This is a genomic window from Mycobacterium sp. SVM_VP21, assembly GCA_024758765.1.
GTDB lineage: Bacteria > Actinomycetota > Actinomycetes > Mycobacteriales > Mycobacteriaceae > Mycobacterium > Mycobacterium heraklionense_C.
Window position 1 is genome coordinate 2,693,974 of record CP101406.1, and the last position, 22,087, is coordinate 2,716,060.

The following is a 22,087-nucleotide window of genomic DNA, read 5'->3' on the forward strand; positions in this document are numbered from 1 at the left end:
CGTAAGGAGCTTGGGTGACGTCCACGGGCGAGGATCCCCTTATCGCGAGAATGGTAATTCGTCGGCGGTTCGCGCTGCACGAATCATGTACCAGGCTTCGCCAGCTCCATCCGCATTGCCCGCGAACCTACGGTGTCGCGGTTCTCGCCGATGTCAACAAGCGCCGATGGTTTCCGTTGGATTCGGTTTTCACCATCGATCGCCTGCGGGTCCGCTTCGACGAGACCGCCGCCCTGACCGACCGCCGCGCGGCAGGGAACGTGATGGCTGCGCGTCTGATCCACGAAGTGCTGGGTCGACTTCTCCCCCTGGCGCTTTTCGAGGGACGCGCGTGGGACGCGGGCCTGGAGAACCTGTGGGTGCACTTCGACCGGGACAACGACATCGACTGGGTGGCCGTTGTCGACCCAACCGTGCGGGTGCTTCCCGACGATCCCTGGATCCATGAGAAGGGCGAGCGCAGCCATACCGACACGGTCGTGGTGCTGCCGAGCGAGTTGGCTCTGACCACCTGGGCGGCACACCGCTGTCACCGCACCCTGGCGCCGCTGTTCGTCTGGCTCCACTCGGTCTGCGAGGGCGCGATCTCGATCTCGTCGATGTGGCAGCTCCTGGGTTCGACGGTGGTGGTCGCGGCCAACCAGCTGCCACGCCGCACCGAGCAGGACGAGGCCATCAGCTTCCGGCGAAGTCAGGCCATCCTGGACGCAATGGTCGGCTTCGGCCTGCCGGTGCGGGGGCCCGCCATGTCGGCGGTGCAGCCGAAGACGGCTCTCCGCCGGGCCCCCACCGGCACCGCATCGAGTTCGGGCGGGCATCAACTGTGAACTCCCGCCCCGACTTCGCGATGATCGTCGGTTACGGCAGCGACATGGGCAACGCCGAGGACGCCGCCATGTCCTTCGCCGAAACCTTCGAAGACACCACCGGTCGCACCGCAGAAGCCGTCGAACTCAACCAAGTCGACATCACCGAGCTGCGGTCGGCCACCCACCTCATCGTCGTCACCTCGACCTGGGGCGACGGCGAGTTTCCCGACAACGCCAACCTGTTCTGGGAGGCACTGAGCGCTGCGGGCGCCGACCGCCTGGAACACCTGAGTTTCGCCGTGCTCGCCCTCGGCGACACCGGCTACGACTTGTTCTGCAACGCCGGCCGACTGCTCGACGAACGTCTAGAGCAGCTGGGCGCCACCCGGTTGGCCGAACGTGTCGAGATCGACGGCTCCTACGCCAAGCCGGCCGCGGCCTGGACGAGCGACATCGTCAAGCTCCTGGCAGCCGAGCACGCCACGCCCGCTGCCGGCGTCGTCGTGTCCAGCCGCGCGGCACACTCCCCCGATCAGACCGCAGCGGCCAACCCCGACCGGGATCACCCCTTCGAAGCCCGCGTGATGGTCAACCGGCTGCTCACGGCGCCCGGATCCGACAAGGAGGTCCGGCACTACGAGCTGGACCTCACCGGCTCCGGGATCGCCTATGCCGCAGGCGATTCCCTGGCCGTGCATCCGACCAACGATCCCGCCCTCGTCGACGCCATCTTGGCCGAGTTCGGCCTGGCACCCGAACATACGGTGCCCGGCCACGACGAGCCCCTCGGTGCGCTGCTCGCGCATCACCTCGAGATACGGACGCCGTCGCGGGCACTGCGGGAGCTGACGGCGTCGCGCATCCGCGATGAGTATGCCGCGGCCGCCCTCCGCGGGAATGTCGATGCGGCGCAGAGCTCTTGGCTCTATGGCAGAGACGTCCTCGACCTGATCAGACTGGGAGCACTGACCGCGGACGAGGTGCTCGACACCTTGCGTCCGCTTCAGTACCGCGACTACTCGATAGCCTCGAGCCCGCTGGTCAGCCCCGACCACGTGCATCTGACGGTCGCGACCGTACGTTACGCCCTCGCGGACCGCCACTATGGCGGCGTGGCCAGCACATTCCTGGCCGATCGCGCCGAAAGGGTGCGAGTCCACCTACGGCCCACCCCCTCCTTCCGACTGCCCGGGCCCGACGTCCCCGTCATCATGATCGGCCCCGGAACTGGGGTGGCGCCGTTTCGAGCGTTCCTGCAAGAACGCCGCGCCGCCGGCGCGAGGGGGCGGTCGTGGCTGTTCTTCGGAAACCGGCGCAGGTACGGCGACTTCCTCTACCGAGACGAATTCGAGGACTACCTCAGGTCAGGGGTGCTGTCCCAACTCGACCTCGCGTTCTCCCGCGACGGCACCGCCGACGCGCCGAACCGGTATGTCCAGCAATGTATGTGGGGGCACTCAACCGAGCTCTTCAACTGGCTCGAAGAGGGTGCGCAGCTCTACGTGTGCGGTGATGCCGAACGCATGGCCAAGGACGTCGACGCCGCATTGCACGCCATCGTGGCCAGCGCCGGCAACATGGACACCGCCGCGGCACACGCCTATGTCAACCAGCTCATCAAGACCCACCGCTACCTGCGCGACGTCTACTAGCCCGTGCTGGCGCCCATTGCCGCCACGTCATTCAACGGCGGCACCCGAGTGGCCCGCACGTATACGGTGTCCCCCTCGGCCAGCGCGAGCGCTTCGGCGTCCCCGCGGGTGATCTGGGCCGTGAACGGCACCTGCGTGGCGGCATTGGTGAGCTCGACGCGCACCTCGAAGCCCAGCGCCACTACGCGGTCGACTGTGGCACGCAGCACCCCGACCCCGTCGGCGCCGTCTACCGATGCCGCGGACACGGCCATGTCGGGGGTGCGGCCGACCCGGATGTCGTGTGGTCGGACCAAGGCCCCGTTGAGCGAGGACACCGCGCCCAAGAACGACATGACGAACGCGTTCGCCGGAGCGTCGTAGACCTCGGTTGGGGTGCCGAGTTGTTCGATGCGGCCCTGATTCAGCACGGCGATCCGGTCTGCGACGTCCAGCGCCTCGGCCTGGTCGTGGGTGACCAGCACCGTGGTGACGTGCACCTCGTCGTGCAGGCGCCGCAGCCAGGCCCGCAGGTCTTCTCGGACCTTGGCGTCCAGTGCGCCGAACGGCTCGTCGAGCAGCAGCACCTGCGGGTCCACCGCAAGGGCCCGTGCCAGGGCCATCCGCTGGCGCTGACCGCCGGACAGCTGGTTGGGATAGCGGGTCTGAAAACCGCTGAGCCCCACCACTTCCAGCAGGTTGTCTACCTTCTCTTTGATTTCGGCCTTGGGCCGCTTGCGGATCTTGAGCCCGAACGCCACGTTGTCGCGCACCGTCATGTGCTTGAACGCCGCGTAGTGCTGGAAGACGAATCCGATTCCGCGCCGCTGCGGCGGCACACCGGTGACGTCGACGCCGTTGATGGTGACCGTTCCGCTGTCTGGGTGGTCCAGGCCGGCGATGGCCCGCAGCAGGGTCGACTTGCCCGAGCCGCTGGGCCCGAGCAGCGCCGTCAGTGAACCGGACGGGACCGCGAAGTCGACGTTGTCCAACGCGACGAAGTCGCCGTAGCGCTTGTTCGCCCCGCGCACCGTGATTGCGTTGCTCATCTGTCTCCCCTTCCGGCCCGCACGTCGAGCACCACCTGAACGATCAAGACCAACACCGACACTGTCATCAGTAGCGTGGACAAGGCGTAGGCGCCGTATTCGGCGCCGCGGTTGTAACGGTCGGACACCAGCAGTGTCAGCGTCTGGGACTTTCCGGGCAGGTTCGACGACACGATCAGCACCGCGCCGTACTCGCCGAGGGTGCGCGCCACCGTCAGCACGATCCCGTACGTCAGTCCCCAACGGATCGACGGCAGCGTGATTCGCCAGAATGTCTGCCACCAGCTCGAACCCAGCGTGGCCGACGCTTCCTCCATATCGGTGCCCAGCTCGTGCAGCACCGGTTCGACTTCCCGGATCACGAACGGCAGCGTGACAAAGATGCTGGCCAGCACGATACCGGGCAGGCCGAAGATGATCTTGAAACCCCAGTCGTTCTCGACGAAGCCCAGCACCCCCGCGGATCCCCACAGCACGACCAGCGCCACACCAACGATCACCGGAGAGACCGCGAATGGCAGGTCGATGACCGCCTGCAGCACGCCCTTGCCGCGGAACTTGTTGCGCGCCAATACCAAGGCTGTCGGGATTCCGAAGATGACGTTCAACGGCACCACGATCGCCACCACCAGCAGTGACAGTTGCAGTGCCGAGATAGCTGCCGGCGTGGAGATGTAGTCGAAGAACTGTCCGAACCCGGGCTCGAAGCTGCGCCAGAGGATCAATGACACCGGAACGATCAGCAGCAGGCCGATGTAGGCCACCGCCAGAGAGCGGAACAGATACCGGATTTTCCGTGTCGGCGTCATATCAGGCCCTCTCCTGCCGCTTGATCACTCGCGACCCCAACACCCGCAGCGCGAGCAGCACCAGGAACGAAACCGCGAGCAGCACCAACGAGATCGCCGCCGCGCCGGTGCGGTCGTCGTTCTCGATCAGCGTGCGGATCCACTGCGAGGAAACCTCGGTCTTGCCGGGCACCGCGCCACCGATCAACACCACCGAGCCGAACTCACCGATCGCCCGGGAGAATGCCAGCCCCGCCCCCGTCAGCAGCGCCGGGGTCAGGGCCGGCAGTACCACGGTGCGGAAGATGGTCAGTCCGGAGGCGCCCAGTGACGCGGCCGCTTCCTCGACCTCCCGGTCGATCTCCAGCAGCACGGGTTGCACCGACCGCACCACGAAGGGCAGCGTGACGAATGCCAGTGCCAGACCGACGCCCCAGGCGGTGTGCTGCAGATGCACATGCACCGGACTGGCCGGGCCGTACAGCGCCAGCATCACCAGGCTCGCGACGATGGTCGGCAGCGCGAACGGCAAATCGATGATCACATCGATGAAGCGTTTGCCAAAGAAGTCGTCGCGCACCAATACCCACGCGATCAATAGGCCGAACACCAGGTTGACCACGGTGACCCCGGCCGCGATCGTCAGGGTCACCTGGAACGACTGCAGTGCGGCGTGCGAGGTGACCGCCAGCTGGAAGGCGCGCCATCCGCCGCCGCCGGCCTGCCAGGCGATCGCGGCCAGCGGCGCCAACACGATCAGCGACAGCCACACCGTGGCAGCACCGACGCGCAGCGACACCCCTTCGCGCCGGAACGTTGAGTGGTTCCCGTCTTCGCCGGCCCGAGTCGCTTCGGTCACCACAGTCGCGCTCACCCGGTGACCCGGGTGTAAATCTTGGTGATGGCGCCGCTCGACTTGTCGAAGAGGGCGCTGTCGATTACGTCCCACCCGCCGAGGTCGGCGATCGTCCATAGTTTGTCGGGTTCCGGGAACGCGTGGCGGAATTCGTCGGCGACGCTCGGGTCGGCAGGACGGAACCCGGCTTCAGCCCAGAGGCGTTGGGCCACGGCCGTGTACTGGAAGTTCTTGAACGCAGTGACGGTGTCAAGGTGCCGGCTGGAAGTCACCACGGCCAACGGGTTTTCGATCTTGAAGGTCTGCGACGGGTTGACGTGCTCTACCGGCTTGCCCTTGCGCTCGACCGCGATGGCCTCGTTCTCGTAGCTGATCAGCACGTCGCCGCTGCCCTGCAGGAATACATCGGTGGCCTCGCGACCGGAGCCCGGACGGAGCTTGAAATGGTCACCCACCAGCCGCTCGATAAAGTCCAGGCCGGCCTGCGGGTTCTTGCCGCCCTCGCTCTTCACGGCATACGGAGCCAGCAGATTCCACTTGGCCGATCCAGAGCTCAGTGGGCTGGGGCTGATCACCTCGACCCCGGGCCGCAACAGGTCGTCCCAGCCGGTGATGTGCTTGGGATTGCCCTGGCGAACTACCAAGGTCACCACCGAACCGAACGGGATGCCCCTGGTGACATCGGCGTTCCAGTCCTCGGCGACCTTGCCGGCCTTCACCAAGCGGATGACATCGGGCTCCACCGAGAAGTTCACGATATCGGCGGGTTTGCCGCTGGCGACCCCGCGGGACTGATCGCCCGATGCGCCATAGGAGGTGACGACCTGAACGTCGGCACCCTCCTCGGTGTCGTAGAAGGCCGGGATCACCTTGCTCCACCCTGGTTCGGGAACCGCGTAGGCCACCAGTGTCAGGGTGGTGTGCGCCTCAGAGCGCTCGCCACCCCCAACGACATCGCTGGGTCCACCGCCGCACCCGGCGAGTGTGGCGGCGGCCAGCGCCAGCGCGATGCTGCGCGCGATGGTATTGGGCATTGATGACCTTTCCGGGCGAATCCGTTAGACGTCGGCAAGAATGCTTGACCGTCGGATCACGAAAGGCGTTCGATTCAAAGAACGTGCGTCAACAAAGACGACACCGGTACGCCGACGGGTGCGGTATCAGCGACAACAGTCCAGGTCGTCCACAGCGGAAGTGATCACGGCGAGCTTCGGGAACGCCAAAAACTGGCGCTGCCGGTCACCGGTCGCTGCGAACATGCGGGGAAGCATAACAGAGGCCGGTGCACGCAGCCCCGGCCCGGTTCGGCGGGTCTAGCGGGTCAGCGCGTCAGCAGCCAGGTGACGATCACCAACACAATCAGGCCGACCAGCACCAGCGTCACCTGCGAACGAGGCATCACCGGGCCCCACCGTCATGACCGTGCCGGACACGCTCCTGCACCCGAATTCCCTCCCCCAGTACCGCGTCCAACCCCGAGGCCAAGCCGTAGGCCAGCAACAACACCACCGGCATCACCACGGCGGTCTGCACCACGAAGCCGAGGCCGGACAGCCACAGCTCAACACCGTCCCACCAGCTCAGAAAGCCCACCACCCCCGTAACCTTAGTCGCGATCGCAAGCACGGCGAAGCGGGTCACCACCGTCACCCTCACGGGCCGCTGGCCGAAGCCAAGACCGACCGATCCGGGTAGACGTGCGCCATGCCGCCAGAGATGATGACGGGATGGACCTGCACACCCCGCCGGGCGATGCACCCGCCAAGACCGCTCCGGAAGTCACCACGCCCGCCGGAGCCACCAACACCGCTGCCCCGACGCCACCACCCCTGTCGGCGACCGCCCCGGTGCCGTATGCGGCGACACAGAGTCAGGTCCGCAATCCGTTTCCCCCGATCGCCGACTACGCGTTTCTGTCGGACTGCGAGAACACCTGCCTGATCTCGGCAGCGGGATCGGTGGAGTGGATGTGCCTACCGCGCCCGGACTCCCCCAGCGTCTTCGGTGCCCTGTTGGACCGCAGCGCCGGACACTTTCGGCTCGGGCCCTACGGGGTGTCGGTGCCCGCGGCCCGGCGCTACCTGCCCGGCAGTCCCATCATGGAAACCACCTGGCAGACCCACACCGGCTGGCTGATCGTGCGCGACGCCCTGGTGATGGGTAAGTGGCACGACATCGACGCGCGGTCGCAGACCCACCGGCGCACCCCCACCGACTGGGACGCCGAGCACATCCTGCTGCGCACGGTGCGTTGCGTCAGTGGCACCGCCGAGCTGACCATGAGCTGCGAGCCGGCATTCGACTATCACCGCACCAGCGCCACCTGGGAATACTCGGCCAACGCCTACGGCGAGGCAATCGCGCGGGCCCGGCAGAATCCGGACGCCCACCCGACCCTGCGCCTGACGACGAATCTGCGGCTGGGACTGGAGGGCCGCGAAGCCCGAGCCCGCACCCGGCTGACCGAGGGCGACGACGTCTTCGTGGCCTTGAGCTGGTCGAAACACCCTGCGCCGCAAAGCTATGCCGAAGCCGCAGACAAGATGTGGAACACCACCGAATGCTGGCGGCAGTGGATCAATATCGGAAACTTCCCCGACCATCCGTGGCGCTCGTATCTGCAGCGCAGCGCGCTGACGCTGAAGGGCCTGACCTATTCGCCGACCGGGGCACTGCTGGCTGCGCCCACCACCTCGTTGCCAGAAACGCCTCAGGGCGAACGGAATTGGGACTACCGATACAGCTGGGTGCGCGATTCGGCGTTCACCCTGTGGGGCCTGTACACGCTGGGCCTGGACCGCGAGGCCGACGACTTCTTCTCGTTCATCGCCGACGTGTCCGGCGTCAACAACGGGCAGCAACACCCGCTGCAGGTGATGTACGGCGTCGGTGGGGAGCACGAACTGGTCGAACAGGAGCTGGACCACCTGTCCGGCTACGACAACGCGCGTCCGGTGCGGATCGGCAATGGCGCCTACAACCAACAACAGCACGACATCTGGGGCACCATGCTGGACTCGGTCTACCTGCACGCCAAGTCTCGTGAGCAGATCCCAGAAACCCTGTGGCCGGTGCTGAAACGTCAGGTGGAAGAGGCGATCAAGCACTGGCGCGAACCCGACCGAGGCATCTGGGAGGTGCGCGGCGAACCGCAGCACTTCACCTCGTCGAAGGTGATGTGCTGGGTCGCGCTGGACCGCGGGTCGAAACTGGCCGAGTTGCAGGGCGCGGTCTCCTACGCCAAGCAGTGGCGAGCGATCGCCGAGGAGATCAAGGCTGACGTGCTGGCCAACGGCGTGGATTCCCGCGGTGTGCTGACCCAGACCTACGGCAGCACGGCGCTGGATGCATCGTTGCTGCTGGTGGTGCTCACCCGGTTCCTGCCGGCCGACGACCCGCGAGTACGCGCCACCGTCATGGCGATCGCCGAAGAACTCACCGAAGACGGCCTGGTGCTGCGCTACCGCACCGAGGAGACCGACGACGGGCTGTCCGGCGCCGAGGGCACCTTCACCATCTGCTCGTTCTGGCTGGTCTCGGCACTGGTCGAGATCGGCGAGGTGAGCCGGGCCAAGCATCTGTGTGAGCGGTTGCTGTCGTTCGCCAGCCCGTTGCATCTCTACGCCGAGGAGATCGAGCCCCGCACCGGCCGGCACTTGGGCAACTTCCCGCAGGCCTTCACCCACCTGGCGCTGATCAACGCAGTCGTCCACGTGATTCGGGCGGAAGAGGAGGCCGACTCCACCGGAGGTTTCCAGCCCGCCAACGCGCCCATGTAGGGCTGGGTCCTGTTGCGCGAGCAGACGCAAAATCGCCTAAAATTCAGGCTCTTACAGCGATTTTGTGTCTGCTCGGCGCGAGGTCAGCCGCTGAGGTTGCGGACCTTGTCCAGCATCGCCCGAGCCAGGTCGGCGGCCGTGGTGTCGTCGGCGGGCGGAGCACCGGAGTGGCCCTCATCCTCGACAAACCAGAACACATCGACGTCGACGACGCAGTTCACCCGCGCCGCGAGCGCCCGCGAAACACGCAGTCCCGCTTCACCGTCCACACTGGTACGCACGGTGGCCACCAGTACCGCGTCCTGGTTGGCGACGTCAGTGACCTCGCCGCTGGCCTCGCTGTCGGACCCGCTGTCCCGCGTCACCACCACCCCATCGCAGCTGGCCCACTGCTGGGCGAACTTCTCGAAGAGCGCATCGGCGTCTGCGGCACTGTCCAGTGCGATCACCGCCTCGCCCACCCCGGTCAGCGGCGAGTCGTCGCTGGAGCTGTCCCAGAACTCATGGGCGGCGTCGCGCACCCGGGCGGCGCTGTAGACGCTACGTTGACCACCCACCGCTGCGCCGACGCAGTCTTGTGGCTCGGCCGACTCCCACGCGTCGGGTAGCTCGTCAAGGCCGCCGAACCGCGGCGGGATGGAGGGGTCGCTGCGAAAGGGCTGTCCGGTCAGCTTCGACAGCTCAGAGTCATCGAGCAACACCTGCCGGACCGCCATCCCGGTCACAGGCGTGGGCGCCAATCCGGGTGCGGGCCGGACGGTTCCGGAGACCACCGTGGTGCACCCGCTGACCAGCAGCACGACCGCGACCGCGCCCGCCGCGATTGTGCCTGCCCGGTAGGCCACTACTTCTTGGCTCTTTCCCCGCCGGATCCGGCGCCGCCTCCGCTATCGGTGGACAGCGCCGCGACGAATGCCTCCTGCGGCACATCGACGCGGCCGATGGTCTTCATCCGCTTCTTGCCCTCTTTCTGCTTCTCCAGCAGCTTGCGCTTACGGGTGATGTCACCGCCGTAGCACTTGGACAAGACGTCCTTGCGGATCGCTCGGATGTTTTCGCGGGCAATGATTCTCGAGCCGATAGCGGCCTGCACCGGCACTTCGAACTGCTGGCGCGGGATCAGCTCCTTGAGCTTGGTGGTCATCTTGTTGCCGTAGGCCGAGGCCGAGTCTTTGTGGACGATCGCACTGAACGCGTCCACCGCCTCGCCCTGCAACAGAATGTCGACCTTGACCAAGTCGGCCTCCTGCTCGCCGGCCTCCTCGTAGTCCAGGCTGGCGTAGCCGCGAGTGCGCGACTTCAGCGAGTCGAAGAAATCAAAGATGATCTCGCCCAACGGCATCGTGTAGCGCAGCTCGACCCGCTCCGGTGAGAGGTAGTCCATTCCGCCGAGTTCTCCACGGCGAGACTGGCACAGTTCCATGATGGTGCCGACGAACTCGCTCGGCGCGATCACGGTTGTCTTGACGACGGGCTCGAAGACGGTGCGGATCTTGCCTTCCGGCCAATCCGACGGGTTGGTGACGACGATCTCGCTGTTGTCCTCGGCGATCACCCGGTAGACAACGTTGGGCGAAGTGGAGATCAGGTCGAGGTTGAACTCGCGTTCCAGCCGCTCGCGGGTGATCTCCATGTGCAGCAGGCCCAGGAAGCCACACCGGAATCCGAAGCCCAGCGCCACTGATGTCTCGGGCTCGTAGGTCAGGGCAGCATCGTTGAGCTGCAGTTTGTCCAGCGCCTCGCGCAGGTTCGGATAGTCCGACCCGTCGACCGGGTACAGCCCGGAATAGACCATCGGCTTGGGCTCACGGTATCCGGTGAGCGCCTCGGTGGCCCCGCCCCGGGCGGTGGTGACGGTGTCGCCGACCTTCGATTGACGCACGTCCTTCACGCCGGTGATCAAGTAACCCACCTCGCCGACGCCAAGCCCCTTGGTGGCCTTGGGTTCCGGGGAGACGATGCCGACTTCGAGCAGCTCGTGGGTGGCGCCGGTGGACATCATCGCGATCTTCTCGCGCGGGGTGATCTTGCCGTCGACGACACGGACGTAGGTGACGACGCCGCGGTAGATGTCGTAGACGGAGTCGAAGATCATCGCCCGCGCAGGCGCGTCGGCGTCGCCGGTGGGAGCTGGCACCTGCTTGACCACTTCGTCGAGCAGCTCGGCCACGCCTTCACCGGTCTTGCCGGAGACTTTCAGCACGTCTTCGGGCTCGCACCCGATGATGTGGGCCAGTTCCGCGGCGTAACGTTCCGGATCGGCCGCGGGCAGGTCGATCTTGTTGAGCACCGGGATGATGGTCAGCTCCCGGTCCAGCGCCAGGTACAGGTTGGCCAGGGTCTGGGCTTCGATGCCCTGGGCGGCGTCGACCAGCAGAATCGCGCCCTCGCAGGCCTCCAGCGCGCGCGACACCTCGTAGGTGAAGTCGACGTGACCAGGCGTGTCGATCAGATGCAGCACGTAATCGCCGGCTGCGGCACCGTTCCGCGGGCCCGTCTCCGGGTCGTCCTTCACGGTCCAGGGCAGCCGAACGTTCTGCGCCTTGATGGTGATGCCGCGTTCCCGCTCGATGTCCATTCGGTCCAGGTACTGGGCACGCATCGATCGGTCGTCGACGACGCCGGTGAGCTGCAGCATCCGGTCGGCCAAGGTGGACTTGCCATGGTCGATGTGGGCGATGATGCAGAAGTTCCGTATCTGCGCCGGCGCGGTGAAGGTTTGGTCGGCGAAACTGCTGATGGGAATCTCCTGGTGAACGGGGGGCGGTCGTGCCTTCTGCCTAGTCAGGGTAGCGAGGCGCGGGCCGCAAGACGAAACGCCCGGCGACGCGCAAGGGCGTACCGGCATCGCGGAGGGGTCAGGTCACCTGATCGCCGATCCTGACGGCGGCCTTTGTTGTCCCACGTGTAGTCAGCGGTGGGCGGTGCCGAAGACAGTCAGAGTTATTCGACACGCTTTATGCTGCGAGCATGGCTTCCCCGCGGAAGACCCCATGGGAATCGGTGCAGCGATTCGCGGAGAACCTGGTGTTCAACGAAGCTCCACGGTTCATCCGCCAACTCGAGCAGGCACCGCAGGTACAGCAGCGCATCCAGCGCGGCATCGAGCAGGGCATCAAGATCGGTCTGGAGATGCTCAGCGGCGCGACATCGGAGCCGGCTACGGAGATCGCCGCCGGCCGTCCCGTGACCGACAGCAGTGTCCCCACCGCGCACCGGGCACGCCGGCTCGTCTACGCCCCCGATCTCAACGGTCGCGCCGACCCGGGCGAGATCGTCTGGACCTGGGTGGCCTACGAGGACATTGCGGGCCAGGGGCCCAAACAAGGAGAGGACCGACCGGTGTTGGTCGTCGGCCGCGACCGCAACATGCTGTTGGGCCTGATGCTGTCCAGCAGGCAAAGGCACGCCGAGGACACGAACTGGGTCGGCATCGGTGCGGGCAGCTGGGATGACGCTCACCGGATCAGCTGGGTGCGACTCGACCGGGTGCTCGACGTTCCCGAGGAGTCGATCCGGCGCGAAGGCGCAATCCTGGAGCGCTCGGTGTTCGAGGTGGTGGCCGCCCGGCTGCGCCGCGACTACGCGTGGAGCTGACGCTGCGACCGGCTAGCCCTGGGCGATGTAGTCGCGCAGTTGCTCGTGTTCGGCCTGCAGCTCTTCCATCCGGGACTTGACGATGTCGCCGATGCTGACGATCCCGGCCAGTCGGCCGTTTTCCAGCACCGGTATGTGACGCGCGCGGTGCTCGGTCATCAACATGCTGATGTCGTCGGCGGAGTCGGTCTTGGCGCAGGTTGCCACCAGGCGGGTCATGATGGCCGACACCGGCCGAGCCAGCAGACTGGCGCCGTGGACGTGCAGCTGGCGTACCACGTCACGCTCGGAGGCCACCCCCTCTAGGCCCTCACGTCCGATCACCACCATGGCGCCGATGTTGTGCTCGGCTAAGCCCGCCAGCAACTCCATGACCGTGGCATCCGGATGGATGGTCACCACCGCCGCACCCTTGTTCCGCAATACATCCGCGATCCGCATTGAAGCCTCCCGCCGCAGTGAGCTGCCTCACACCAGGCTAGGCCATTTCGCCCGGTCGGGGGTGGCGATAACGAAACTCGGCCGATCACATGGCGCGCGGCCGACATCTGTGGCATATCTGTCGTCATGACGATCGAGATCACCCTGCTGGGCACTGGAAGCCCGATCCCCGACCCGAACCGCGCCGGACCGTCGACCCTGATCCGGGCTGGAGGCCAGCAACTGCTGGTCGACTGCGGGCGGGGGGTGCTGCAGCGTCTGGCAGCGGCGGGTTGCTCGGCCAGCACCCTGTCGGCGCTGCTGCTCACCCACCTGCACAGCGACCACATCGCCGACTTGGGCGATCTGCTGATCACCCGATGGGTCACCACCTTTACTCCCGACGCCCCGCCGCTGCCGATCATCGGCCCACCGGGCACCGCGGAGGTGGTGGAGGCGACGTTGCGCGCCTTCGGCCACGACATCGGCTACCGCATTGCCCACCACGACGATCTGACCGCCCCTCCCCCCGTCGACGTGCAGGAATACACCACCGGCCAGGTCTGGGACCGCGACCGGGTGCGCATCACTGTGGCGCCCACTGACCACCGGCCGGTGACACCGACCATCGGATTCCGGATCGAGCACTCGGATGACGATGGGACCGCCTCGGTGGTGATGGCCGGCGACACCGTGCCCTGTGACAGCCTCGACGAGCTGGCGGCCGGAGCCGGTGCGTTGGTGCACACCGTCATCCGCAGCGACCTCATCGAGTTGCTGCCCCAGCAGCGCATCCGCGATATCTGCGACTACCACTCCTCGGTGGCCCAGGCTGCCGCGACCGCCAAGCGGGCTGGGGCGGGCATTCTGGTGCTGACCCACTATGTGCCCGCTATCGCGCCCGGGCAGGAAGAGCAGTGGCGGGCGTTGGCCGCCGCGGAGTTCGATGGGCCGATCGAACTCGGCGACGACCTGCATCGAGTCGAGGTGACCGCCCGCAGCTGAGGCGAGTTGGGGAGTTGCCGAGCCAGCTGGTACCCTGAACAGCTGTTGCTCCCGTCTCGGGAGGCAAACCCAACTCAAGCTTTTGCGAAGGAAATACTCCGTGGCCAACATCAAGTCGCAGGTGAAGCGCAACCGGACCAACGAGCAAGCCCGGCTGCGCAACCAGTCGGTGAAGTCGGCGGTCCGCACCGCGATCCGTGCCTTCCGCGAGGCCGCCGCAGCCGGCGACAAGGACAAGGCCGGCGTGCTGCTGGTCTCGACCAGCCGCAAGCTGGACAAGGCCGCCAGCAAGGGCGTCATCCACAAGAACCAGGCCGCCAACAAGAAGTCGGCACTGGCGAAGGCGCTCAACCAGCTCTGACCTAGCGGATTGCCCGCAAGCGCAGGCCCCTGATTCCACCGGGAACAGGGGCCTTCGTGTTGCCTGGATCAGCGGTCGGCCAACTCGGCGACCCCGCGGACCGCAGCCTCCAATGCGTAGTCGGCGTCGGCAGCGGCGCCTTTGACATCAGCGTTGAGGGCGGCCACCAGCCGCACCGCGGCCGCCATCGTCCCCGGCGACCAAAACCGGGCCTGCTTCTGCGCCTTCTGCACCCGCCAGGGCGGCATGCCCAATTCGCCGGCCAACCGGTAAGGATCACCGGATTTGGACCGCACCCGGGCAATGGTGTGAATCGCCTCAGCCAGGGCGTCGGCCAGCACCACGTGCGGTTCGCCACGAATCATCGCCCAGCGCAGCGCCTCGGTGGCACCGGCAACGTCGCCGACGACCGCCCGATCGGCGACGTCGAACCCTTTCACCTCGGCTTTGCCGCTGTGATAGCGGCGCACCGCGATAGCGTCAACATGCCCACCGGTATCGGCAACCAGCTGCGAACACGCCGACGCCAGTTCCCGGATATCGGAGCCCACCGCATCGAGCAATGCCGTCACAGTGTCGTCGTCGACCCGGACCTTGAGGCCGCGGAACTCGGCGCGAACAAAGTCGGAGCGTTCTGAGGCCTTGGTGATTCGGGCGCAGGCGTGCACTTCGGCGCCGAGTTCCCGCAGCTTCCCCGCCAGCGCCTTGGCCCGCCCCGCACCGGAGTGCACCACCACCAGCACGGTGCCCAGCGGAATATCAGCGGCCGTCGCTTCGATCAGCGTCACGGCGTCCTTGCCGGCTTCGGCGGCAGCCTCGAGCACCACCACCCGTTCGTCGGCGAACAGCGACGGGCTCAACAGCTCCGCGAGTTCACCCGCCGCCACCTCACCGGCGCGCAACCGGTCCACCGGGATATCGGTGCTGCCGGCCTGCGCCCGCACCCCGGCAAGCACCTGACCTACGGCCCGTTCGACCAGCAGCTCCTCGTCCCCGAGGATCAGGTGCAGTGGCGAAACCGGTTGGCTCACCCGCCAATCGTGTCACGCTGCGCCGACACCCGCCCAGCCGGTCAACACCTGCGCGGCCGACCACGCCAGCAGGCATAGCCCGACCGCGGCCAGCACCCGGCGACACCACCACCATCGCCAACAAATCACCACCAGGACTGCGGCGGCGCCCACCCCGACGACTCCCATGGCGCCGTCCGGCACCGGCACGGTGGCGGACGGGAGGCGGCCAGCCCAGCGCGCGACGTGGCACACCCACCACAACTCCGGCCCGGTGAAACGGATCAATAAATAGGCGCCTGCCGGCCACCACCCGCACAGCGCCGCCGCCGCGCTGCCCAGCACGGTGATCGGCGCGACCAGCGCCGCCACCGCCAGGTTGGCCACCGTACTGACCAAGCTGAGCCGCCCGGAGATGCCAGCGATCAATGGCGCGGTGACCAGGTTGGCCGCCCACGCCACGCAGACCGCGGCGGCCAGCGGTCGAGGCCACCCATGTGCCTCCAGCCGGGCCGTCCAGACCGGCGCAATAACAACCAGCGCCGCAGTGGCCACCACCGACAGCGCGAACCCGACGTCGACCGCCAGGTGCGGGGCCAACGCCAGGAGCACCAGCACACTGGCCGCCAGACTCGGCACCGCCTGACGGCTGCGCGCCGAGAGCACGCCCAACAGCGCGATGGCCCCCATCACCGCCGCCCGCAGCACACTGGCCGTGGGCTGCACGACGACGACGAACGCGACCAGGGCACCCCCGGCCAGCACTACGGCAGCCCGCGGCCCGACCAACCGCGCCGAAAACAGCACCGCACCGCAGACGATCGTCACGTTGGCCCCGGAGACCGCCATCAGATGGGTCAGCCCCGCGGCCCGAAAGTCTCGGCCGGTCGCGGCAGTGATCGTCGAGGTGTCACCGAGCACCAATGCAGGCAGCATCCGGGCCTGCTCGTCCGGCAGCACTCGCATGGCGGCGGTCGCGAACCGGGCCCGAACCCGATGTGCTGCCCGCGCGACGGGTCCGGGCTGCCCGCGCGCCGGAGCACCGCTGGCGGTGAGCACCGCCACCGACAGATCCCGCCGGGCCGGGCGGGCGACCTTGGCGCGGAACGCCATCGACTGGCCGACCATCACCTCGTCGAATTCGACGCCGGAGGCGAATACCAGCACCCGGCCCGAGGCGACGACGTCGTCGAGGCGCTGCAGAGTGGCTCGGAACATCACCCGCCGGGCGCCGGCGGGCAGTGGGCTCTCACTCGGGGTGACCGTCACCGCCGCGGTCGTGCCGCACAGCGCGGCGATCGGGTGGTGCTCGACGGAGGCGGTACGCAGCGCAACAGCCCATCCGAAGCCCGCCCCCGCCATCGATGCGGCGGCAACCGCCGCACTCACCAGCCGCCAGCCGGGACGCCGCCGCCGACCGGCGTACCAGCACAGCACGCAGGCAGCCACAGTCAGTAGGGCACACAGCATCGCCAGCAGGCTGCCGATCTGCCACTGAATGCCGGCCGCGGTGACCATCCAGGCCGTCACCGCCGCCGGCACCAGCCGAACGTCGAGGCGAGTCGCCGGCGCCGGTTGGGCCGCTGGCGATGTCACGGTCAGATACGAACCAGGGCACGCAGCTTCTCCAGACGCGCCGGGCCTATTCCGTCGACGTCTCCGAGTTGATCGACGCGGGTGAACTTCCCGTGGCTGTCGCGCCAGGCCACGATCGCGGCCGCGGTCACCGGCCCCACCCCGGGCAGGGCGTCGAGCTGCTCGACTGTCGCGGTGTTGAGGTTCACCGGCTCGTTCGGTTCATGTTTGGGCTCTGGGCCGGTTGGGGCAACGCTGGTGCGGGGTGCCTCCGGCACCGGTGAGACGGCACCCACCGAACTTCCCAGCACCGGCAGCCCCGCCGGCGGCGCCAGACCGACCACGATCTGTTCGCCATCGACTAAGGGCCGGGCCAGATTCAGCCCGACCGTATCCGCACCGTCGAGGGCCCCGCCGGCCGCGGTCAGCGCATCGGCGATCCGGGAGCCGGGCGACAACGTCGCCAAACCCGGCCTATGCACCAGGCCGACCACGCTGACCACGACCTGCTCGGCCGGGGGCGCCGCAGAGCCGGCGGCCGATTCGTCGGTGCGCGGACTGGCTGTCGAAACCATCTCCACCGGTGGCAGTTTCGCGCTCAGCACCGGGGCAGGCTGATCACGCAGCACGGTGAACACCGTGATGAGAACCGCCACCGCAGCGATCACCGCCAAGGCGATGGCACCGGCTTTGCCCGGGTCGGCACGCACTTTGGCGAGCCAGCCCGCGTCGACTGCGCCGTCCGGAAGCCAATGCGGCAGCAATGAATTCGGGTCATCCTCGTCGTCGGCCTCGGAGGTGCGCTCGCCACGGTCGGGTTCCGGGAGCAGGCCGAGTCGACGCTGCAGCCGCTCGCCGGGGGGTTCTGGTGCCATACGCCGACGGTAGGTGCCGACACCGTCAGTCCGGCTCGCTCAGCGCACGATCCAGGCTGGCCTGTGAATCAAACCCGGACTGTGCGCAACCAGCTGCGGCGCTAGCCGTCGCCGCGGCTACGGGTTCAGCCACTCCCCCACGTCGTGCGAGATACCCGACGACGGCGCATAGCGGACCTTCGCCGCTGTGACCCCGGTCGGCAACGCGAAGACGACGCAGCCGCTGTTCGACGACCCGGCGGGGATCAGGAACCAGCCGTAGGCGAAGTCCTTGCATTCGTTCACAGTGGCGAAATCGGCCGGGTAGTTCTGGTCGTCGGAACCCACCACCGTGACATCGCTGTTGCTGTTGCCGACGATGGTCGTGGTTCCGGCGTTCTCGATCCGCAGCTTGGTCGCAAGGTAGGTCTTGCCCGCGGTGCCCCAGCCGTTCGGGACGGTCGCCGGTGCAATGACCTCCGTCAACGTCACGGCGATCTTCTGCCCGCCAATGCGCATCAGGTCGAGCGTCTGGCCGATGTGCGCGGCTGGTCGCGGGGCCGGTGTTTGCCGGGCCCCGGGCGATGAGTCCGACTTGGCCTTCTCCGCGGTCTCCGCCGAGCACGACACGAGCGACAAGACCAGGACACAGAGCGCGACGACCCACCGTCTCATGAGGTCCAGCCTACAAAAACGCACGGCAAGCCCTCCCCCGAATGGCCGCAGAAGTGACGATTAGGGTGCATACCAACCGTGAGTTCACCCAACCAACCGGGAGGTCGACGTGAGACTGGCACTGAGCGCGGAGGAGGCGGCGTTCCGCGACGAAATGCGGACCTTCTTCACCACCGAGATCCCGGCTGACATTCGCGAACGCAGCAGGTTGGGTCATTCGAACTTTCCCGACGACATCGTCACCACCCAGCGCATCCTGAACGCCAACGGCCTGGCGGTACCGAACTGGCCGGTCGAGTGGGGCGGCAAGGACTGGACGCTGACCCAGCACCAGATCTGGCACGACGAGATGCAGCTGGCCTCGGTCCCCGAACCGCTGACCTTCAACGCCAAGATGGTCGGCCCGGTGATCGCGGAGTTCGGTTCCCAGGCGATCAAGGAGCGCTTCCTGCCCGCCACCGCCAACCTGGACATCTGGTGGTGCCAGGGTTTCTCCGAGCCAGAAGCCGGCTCCGACCTGGCAAGCCTGCGCACCACGGCGGTGCGCGACGGTGACAGCTACATCGTCAACGGGCAGAAGACCTGGACCACGCTCGGCCAGTACGCGGACTGGATCTTCTGCCTGGTGCGCACCGACCCGCAGGCCCCCAAGAAGCAGGCCGGTATCTCCTTCCTGCTGTTCCGGGTCGACACACCGGGTGTCACCATGCGGCCGATCAAGCTGATCGATGGCGGCTACGAGGTCAACGAGGTGTTCTTCTCCGACGTGCGGGTGCCCGCCGATCAGCTGGTCGGTGAGGAGAACAACGGCTGGACCTACGCGAAGTTCCTGCTGGGCAACGAACGCACCGGCATCGCCGGGGTGACCCGTACCAAGGTGCGCGTCGCCGAACTCAAGCAGCGCGCCAAGGCGCTGGGGGCCCTCGACGATCCATTGTTCGCCGCCCGGGTCGCCGAACTCGAGAACGATCTGCTGGCGCTCGAGCTCACCCAGATGCGGGTATCGAGCGACTCCGCCGACGGCAAGCCGAACCCGGCGTCGTCGGTACTCAAGCTGCAGGGCAGCCAGCTGCAGCAGGCTGCCACCGAGCTGTTCGTGGAGCTGGCCGGTCCCGATGTCCTGCCCTTCGAAGCAGGCGACGGCATCGCAACGCCCTCCTGGGCGCAGGACGCGGCACCGACGTATCTGAACTATCGCAAGACCTCGATCTACGGCGGCAGCAACGAGGTACAGCGCACCATCATCGCGTCGACCATTCTCGGCCTTTAGGAGGTATGACAGCTATGGACTTCCAACTCAGCGACGAGCAGGTTCTGCTGCGCGACACCACCCGTTCGATGTTGTCGGGCTATGACACCGAAACCCGCAACAAGGTCATCGAGACCGACCCCGGCTTCAACCCCGAGGTGTGGAAGCAACTGGCGGACATCGGGATTCTCGGTCTGGGTTTCGACCCGCAGGAATCGGGCCCGCTGGAGATCATGGTGGTGCTCACCGAGGTCGGCCGGCGGGTGGCGCCGGAGCCCGTCGTACACGGAGCACTCGGGCCGGGCGCACTGATCGCCGAGCGCGGCACCGTCGAGCAGCGCGCGCTGCTCGACGCTGTCGCCGAGGGCGAGCAGATCCTGGCGTTCGCCCACACCGAGCCGGGCATGCGGGGAACCGCAGGCAAGGTGGCCACCACGGCTGTGCCGCAAGGCGATTCGTGGCGGGTGAGCGGACGTAAGAACCCGGTGCTGACCGGGGATCGCGCCGACACACTCGTCGTCAGCGCTGCGTTGCCCGACGGCGGGACCGGGCTGTTCCTGGTCGAGGCAAGCGCCGACGGCGTGACCCGTGCGCCCTACCGGACCTTCGACGGCCAACGCGGGGCCCAGGTCGATTTCGCCGGAGCCCCGGCCACCGCGCTGGGTGAGCCGACCGACGCCTCGGCCGCCATCGAGCGGGCCGTCATCCGCATCTCCTCGGCACTGTGCGCCGAGGCGGTCGGCGCGATGGAAGAGGCTCTGCGGCTGACCACCGACTACCTCAAGACGCGCAAGCAGTTCGGGGTCACGCTGAACACCTTCCAGACCCTGACCCAGCGCGCCGCCGACATGTACGTGTCGCTGGAGTTGGCCCGCAGCATGAGCATGTACGCGGCGATGTCGCTCGCCGACGGCAACTACGACCCGGTGATCGCGGCGCGCGCCAAGCTGCAGGTCGGCCGCTCTGGGCGCCACATCGCTCAGGAGGCCATCCAGTTGCACGGCGGGATCGGGGTGACCTGGGAGTACCCGGTCGGCCATCTTGCGGCCCGACTCACCGCAATCGATCACACCCTGGGATCGTCGCAGGATCAACTGCACGTGCTGATGGACAACCTGGGCGGCTACGACCTGGCCAAGCTGTAGCCCTCAGAAGTGGTAGCCGATCTGGGCGCCGGCGTCGCTGACGAACGCCGCATCCAGTCGGCGCACCAGGGCGTCGTCGCAACAGCGCAGCCTGCCCGCTGCGGCTAGCGCCGACGCCCGGTGCGTCCCCAGATACAGGCTGCCCAGAACGTCGAGGTCCAGCTCCACCTCGGCTTCGGCCTCGGTCGGGACGCAATCGGCCACTCCCGCACTGATGGTCAAGGCGAATCGTCCACCATCGCCGCGGAATCCGTCGTGCACCGCCAACACCACGGATAGCTCAGGCACGGCCGAAGAGTAGCGGCGAGCCTTCAGCACCGCGGGAATGTCCATGATCCGTAGCCACAGCGCGTCCGAGCGCCCGGTGGTGGTGGCCAGCCGGGTATCGGTCAGTAGATACGGCATCGGGTCGTCTGGGTAGGTCTCGATGACGATCTTGCTCATCAGGTCCAGCCCGAGCAACGCTCGCCACAATGCGGCATGCGCGGCCGGGGTGACGGCGCGGAACTCACCGACCCGCACCGACCTTGGATGCTCACCATGCACCCGGTAGAGCACATAACCGTCGGGATGCAGCAGCCCGAACCATTCGGTACCGCCTTCACGAGTGTTCTCCCGGTCGGCGAGCAGGTCATCCCAGAGCGCCAGCGGACGCGCCAAACCGCCCGGGACACACTGGCGCCACCGCTCGTAGACCGCGGCGAACTCGTCACGGCAGCCACCCGCTTTGACCAGCCGCACCCCACCGGGGTCGGGCGCGTCGGCGTGCAACTGGGCGAACCGTCGGTCGATGGTCAGCTCGTGGTCCACCGTCGCCGGGCCGTAGCCGAACCGCCCGTAGATGCCGCCCTCGCTGGCGGTCAAAGCCGCGATCGAATAGCCCGAATCGGCAATGCGACGGTGCAATTCGGTGTACATCATCCGGAGCACGCCACGGCGGCGATGGGTCGGGGCCACGACAACGAAGCTGATCCCGGCCGCCGGCAACACTGCCCCACCGGGCACCGTCAACTCCAGATCCAGGTAGCCCGACATGCCGACCACCTCATCGCCGTCGCAAACCACGATGGAGCTGTCGGGGGTGGTCAGGGTTCGCCAGGCGAGCATCGACTCGGCGTCCCAGTCCTCACCGAAGCCCACGGCGGCCAGCACGGCCATCGCCGACCAATCGTCATCGGTAGCAGTACGCAGGGTCAGGGTTTGGGATACGGTGCCGGTCACGCCGTCCGAGGCTGCCACAAACGCTCTTGGACCGCACCCCAATAATGTTGGGTACACCCGTCA

General features: G+C 67.2%; 21 protein-coding genes. 8 read left to right on the forward strand and 13 right to left on the reverse strand.

Going from position 1 to position 22,087, the window contains the following annotated elements; translation table 11 throughout:
* Nucleotides 1-14: 14 nt before the first annotated feature.
* Entirely contained in the window at nt 15-827 is an 813-nt protein-coding gene (locus NM962_12310; protein UVO10820.1) for an iron reductase, read from the forward strand.
* Complete coding sequence (locus tag NM962_12315; protein UVO10821.1) at nt 824-2,461, forward strand: sulfite reductase flavoprotein subunit alpha; 1,638 nt, start codon at nt 824-826, stop codon at nt 2,459-2,461. Before NM962_12310 ends, NM962_12315 begins: the two co-directional genes overlap by 4 nt.
* On the opposite strand, the gene NM962_12320 is transcribed toward NM962_12315, so the two are convergent.
* From NM962_12320 to NM962_12340, 5 genes are all read right to left on the reverse strand, one after another.
* Complete coding sequence (locus tag NM962_12320; protein UVO10822.1) at nt 2,458-3,489, reverse strand: TOBE-like domain-containing protein; 1,032 nt, start codon at nt 3,487-3,489, stop codon at nt 2,458-2,460. The genes NM962_12315 and NM962_12320 overlap by 4 nt on opposite strands.
* Nucleotides 3,486-4,298, reverse strand: coding sequence for a sulfate ABC transporter permease subunit CysW (cysW, locus tag NM962_12325; GenBank protein ID UVO10823.1), 813 nt, complete (start codon nt 4,296-4,298; stop codon nt 3,486-3,488). The genes NM962_12320 and cysW overlap by 4 nt, the downstream gene beginning before the upstream one ends.
* A 1-nt stretch (nt 4,299) precedes the next feature.
* The gene (cysT, locus tag NM962_12330) at nt 4,300-5,151 is read right to left on the reverse strand and encodes a sulfate ABC transporter permease subunit CysT (protein UVO10824.1); all 852 of its coding nucleotides are present in this window, start codon (nt 5,149-5,151) and stop codon (nt 4,300-4,302) included.
* Nucleotides 5,148-6,167, reverse strand: coding sequence for an extracellular solute-binding protein (locus tag NM962_12335; protein ID UVO10825.1), 1,020 nt, complete (start codon nt 6,165-6,167; stop codon nt 5,148-5,150). The genes cysT and NM962_12335 overlap by 4 nt, the downstream gene beginning before the upstream one ends.
* Before the next feature lie 364 nt (nt 6,168-6,531).
* Nucleotides 6,532-6,729, reverse strand: a complete 198-nt coding sequence (locus NM962_12340; GenBank protein ID UVO14693.1) for a hypothetical protein — start codon at nt 6,727-6,729, stop codon at nt 6,532-6,534.
* Nucleotides 6,730-6,860: 131 nt separating this feature from the next.
* On the opposite strand from NM962_12340, the gene NM962_12345 reads away from it, so the two are divergent.
* The gene (locus NM962_12345) at nt 6,861-8,912 is read left to right on the forward strand and encodes a glycoside hydrolase family 15 protein (GenBank protein UVO10826.1); all 2,052 of its coding nucleotides are present in this window, start codon (nt 6,861-6,863) and stop codon (nt 8,910-8,912) included.
* Nucleotides 8,913-8,995: 83 nt separating this feature from the next.
* Here NM962_12345 and NM962_12350 read toward each other — a convergent pair whose 3' ends face one another.
* Both NM962_12350 and lepA read right to left on the reverse strand, forming a co-directional pair.
* Nucleotides 8,996-9,757 (reverse strand): sensor domain-containing protein, encoded by a 762-nt coding sequence (locus tag NM962_12350; protein ID UVO10827.1) that lies wholly within the window; start codon nt 9,755-9,757, stop codon nt 8,996-8,998.
* Entirely contained in the window at nt 9,757-11,610 is a 1,854-nt protein-coding gene (lepA, locus tag NM962_12355) for a translation elongation factor 4 (protein UVO14694.1), read from the reverse strand. Before lepA ends, NM962_12350 begins: the two co-directional genes overlap by 1 nt.
* Before the next feature lie 272 nt (nt 11,611-11,882).
* Here lepA and NM962_12360 point away from each other — a divergent pair, with 272 nt between their 5' ends.
* Nucleotides 11,883-12,509 (forward strand): type II toxin-antitoxin system PemK/MazF family toxin, encoded by a 627-nt coding sequence (locus NM962_12360; protein ID UVO10828.1) that lies wholly within the window; start codon nt 11,883-11,885, stop codon nt 12,507-12,509.
* Nucleotides 12,510-12,521: 12 nt separating this feature from the next.
* On the opposite strand, the gene NM962_12365 is transcribed toward NM962_12360, so the two are convergent.
* Entirely contained in the window at nt 12,522-12,950 is a 429-nt protein-coding gene (locus NM962_12365) for a CBS domain-containing protein (GenBank protein UVO10829.1), read from the reverse strand.
* A gap of 126 nt (nt 12,951-13,076) precedes the next feature.
* Here NM962_12365 and NM962_12370 point away from each other — a divergent pair, with 126 nt between their 5' ends.
* Together NM962_12370 and rpsT are read left to right on the forward strand one after the other, a co-directional pair.
* Nucleotides 13,077-13,934 (forward strand): ribonuclease Z, encoded by an 858-nt coding sequence (locus tag NM962_12370; protein ID UVO10830.1) that lies wholly within the window; start codon nt 13,077-13,079, stop codon nt 13,932-13,934.
* A 100-nt stretch (nt 13,935-14,034) separates the two neighbouring features.
* The gene (gene rpsT / locus NM962_12375; protein UVO10831.1) at nt 14,035-14,295 is read left to right on the forward strand and encodes a 30S ribosomal protein S20; all 261 of its coding nucleotides are present in this window, start codon (nt 14,035-14,037) and stop codon (nt 14,293-14,295) included.
* Between the two features lie 68 nt (nt 14,296-14,363).
* Here the strand turns inward: rpsT and NM962_12380 are convergent, their stop codons facing one another.
* The 4 genes from NM962_12380 to NM962_12395 all read right to left on the reverse strand — a co-directional run bounded on the left by NM962_12380 (nt 14,364) and on the right by NM962_12395 (nt 18,409).
* Nucleotides 14,364-15,305, reverse strand: a complete 942-nt coding sequence (locus NM962_12380; GenBank protein ID UVO14695.1) for a DNA polymerase III subunit delta — start codon at nt 15,303-15,305, stop codon at nt 14,364-14,366.
* 33 nt (nt 15,306-15,338) lie between these two features.
* Entirely contained in the window at nt 15,339-16,823 is a 1,485-nt protein-coding gene (locus NM962_12385; protein UVO14696.1) for a ComEC/Rec2 family competence protein, read from the reverse strand.
* Between the two features lie 80 nt (nt 16,824-16,903).
* A complete protein-coding gene (locus tag NM962_12390) occupies nt 16,904-17,755 on the reverse strand; it encodes a ComEA family DNA-binding protein (protein UVO10832.1) in 852 nt (283 codons plus the stop codon).
* Nucleotides 17,756-17,872: 117 nt separating this feature from the next.
* On the reverse strand, nt 17,873-18,409 hold the full coding sequence (locus NM962_12395; protein UVO10833.1) for a DUF4352 domain-containing protein: 537 nt from the start codon (nt 18,407-18,409) through the stop codon (nt 17,873-17,875).
* 109 nt (nt 18,410-18,518) lie between these two features.
* Between NM962_12395 and NM962_12400 the strand changes: the two genes are divergently transcribed.
* Nucleotides 18,519-19,679, forward strand: coding sequence for an acyl-CoA dehydrogenase family protein (locus NM962_12400; protein ID UVO10834.1), 1,161 nt, complete (start codon nt 18,519-18,521; stop codon nt 19,677-19,679).
* Nucleotides 19,680-19,693: 14 nt separating this feature from the next.
* A complete protein-coding gene (locus tag NM962_12405; protein UVO10835.1) occupies nt 19,694-20,803 on the forward strand; it encodes an acyl-CoA dehydrogenase family protein in 1,110 nt (369 codons plus the stop codon).
* Nucleotides 20,804-20,806: 3 nt separating this feature from the next.
* Here NM962_12405 and NM962_12410 read toward each other — a convergent pair whose 3' ends face one another.
* The gene (locus NM962_12410) at nt 20,807-22,024 is read right to left on the reverse strand and encodes an enhanced intracellular survival protein Eis (GenBank protein UVO10836.1); all 1,218 of its coding nucleotides are present in this window, start codon (nt 22,022-22,024) and stop codon (nt 20,807-20,809) included.
* Nucleotides 22,025-22,087: the final 63 nt, after the last annotated feature.

What these genes read in the sequence shown, in the direction of transcription:
- NM962_12320 (UVO10822.1), bottom strand. Translation starts at nt 3,489, where the DNA reads ATGAGCAACGCAATCACGGTGCGCGGGGCGAACAAGCGCTACGGCGAC.
- cysW (UVO10823.1), bottom strand. Translation starts at nt 4,298, where the DNA reads ATGACGCCGACACGGAAAATCCGGTATCTGTTCCGCTCTCTGGCGGTG.
- NM962_12335 (UVO10825.1), bottom strand. Translation starts at nt 6,167, where the DNA reads ATGCCCAATACCATCGCGCGCAGCATCGCGCTGGCGCTGGCCGCCGCC.
- NM962_12345 (UVO10826.1), top strand. Translation starts at nt 6,861, where the DNA reads ATGGACCTGCACACCCCGCCGGGCGATGCACCCGCCAAGACCGCTCCG.
- NM962_12360 (UVO10828.1), top strand. Translation starts at nt 11,883, where the DNA reads ATGGCTTCCCCGCGGAAGACCCCATGGGAATCGGTGCAGCGATTCGCG.
- NM962_12365 (UVO10829.1), bottom strand. Translation starts at nt 12,950, where the DNA reads ATGCGGATCGCGGATGTATTGCGGAACAAGGGTGCGGCGGTGGTGACC.
- NM962_12370 (UVO10830.1), top strand. Translation starts at nt 13,077, where the DNA reads ATGACGATCGAGATCACCCTGCTGGGCACTGGAAGCCCGATCCCCGAC.
- NM962_12385 (UVO14696.1), bottom strand. Translation starts at nt 16,823, where the DNA reads ATGGTCACCGCGGCCGGCATTCAGTGGCAGATCGGCAGCCTGCTGGCG.
- NM962_12390 (UVO10832.1), bottom strand. Translation starts at nt 17,755, where the DNA reads ATGGCACCAGAACCCCCCGGCGAGCGGCTGCAGCGTCGACTCGGCCTG.
- NM962_12395 (UVO10833.1), bottom strand. Translation starts at nt 18,409, where the DNA reads ATGAGACGGTGGGTCGTCGCGCTCTGTGTCCTGGTCTTGTCGCTCGTG.
- NM962_12405 (UVO10835.1), top strand. Translation starts at nt 19,694, where the DNA reads ATGGACTTCCAACTCAGCGACGAGCAGGTTCTGCTGCGCGACACCACC.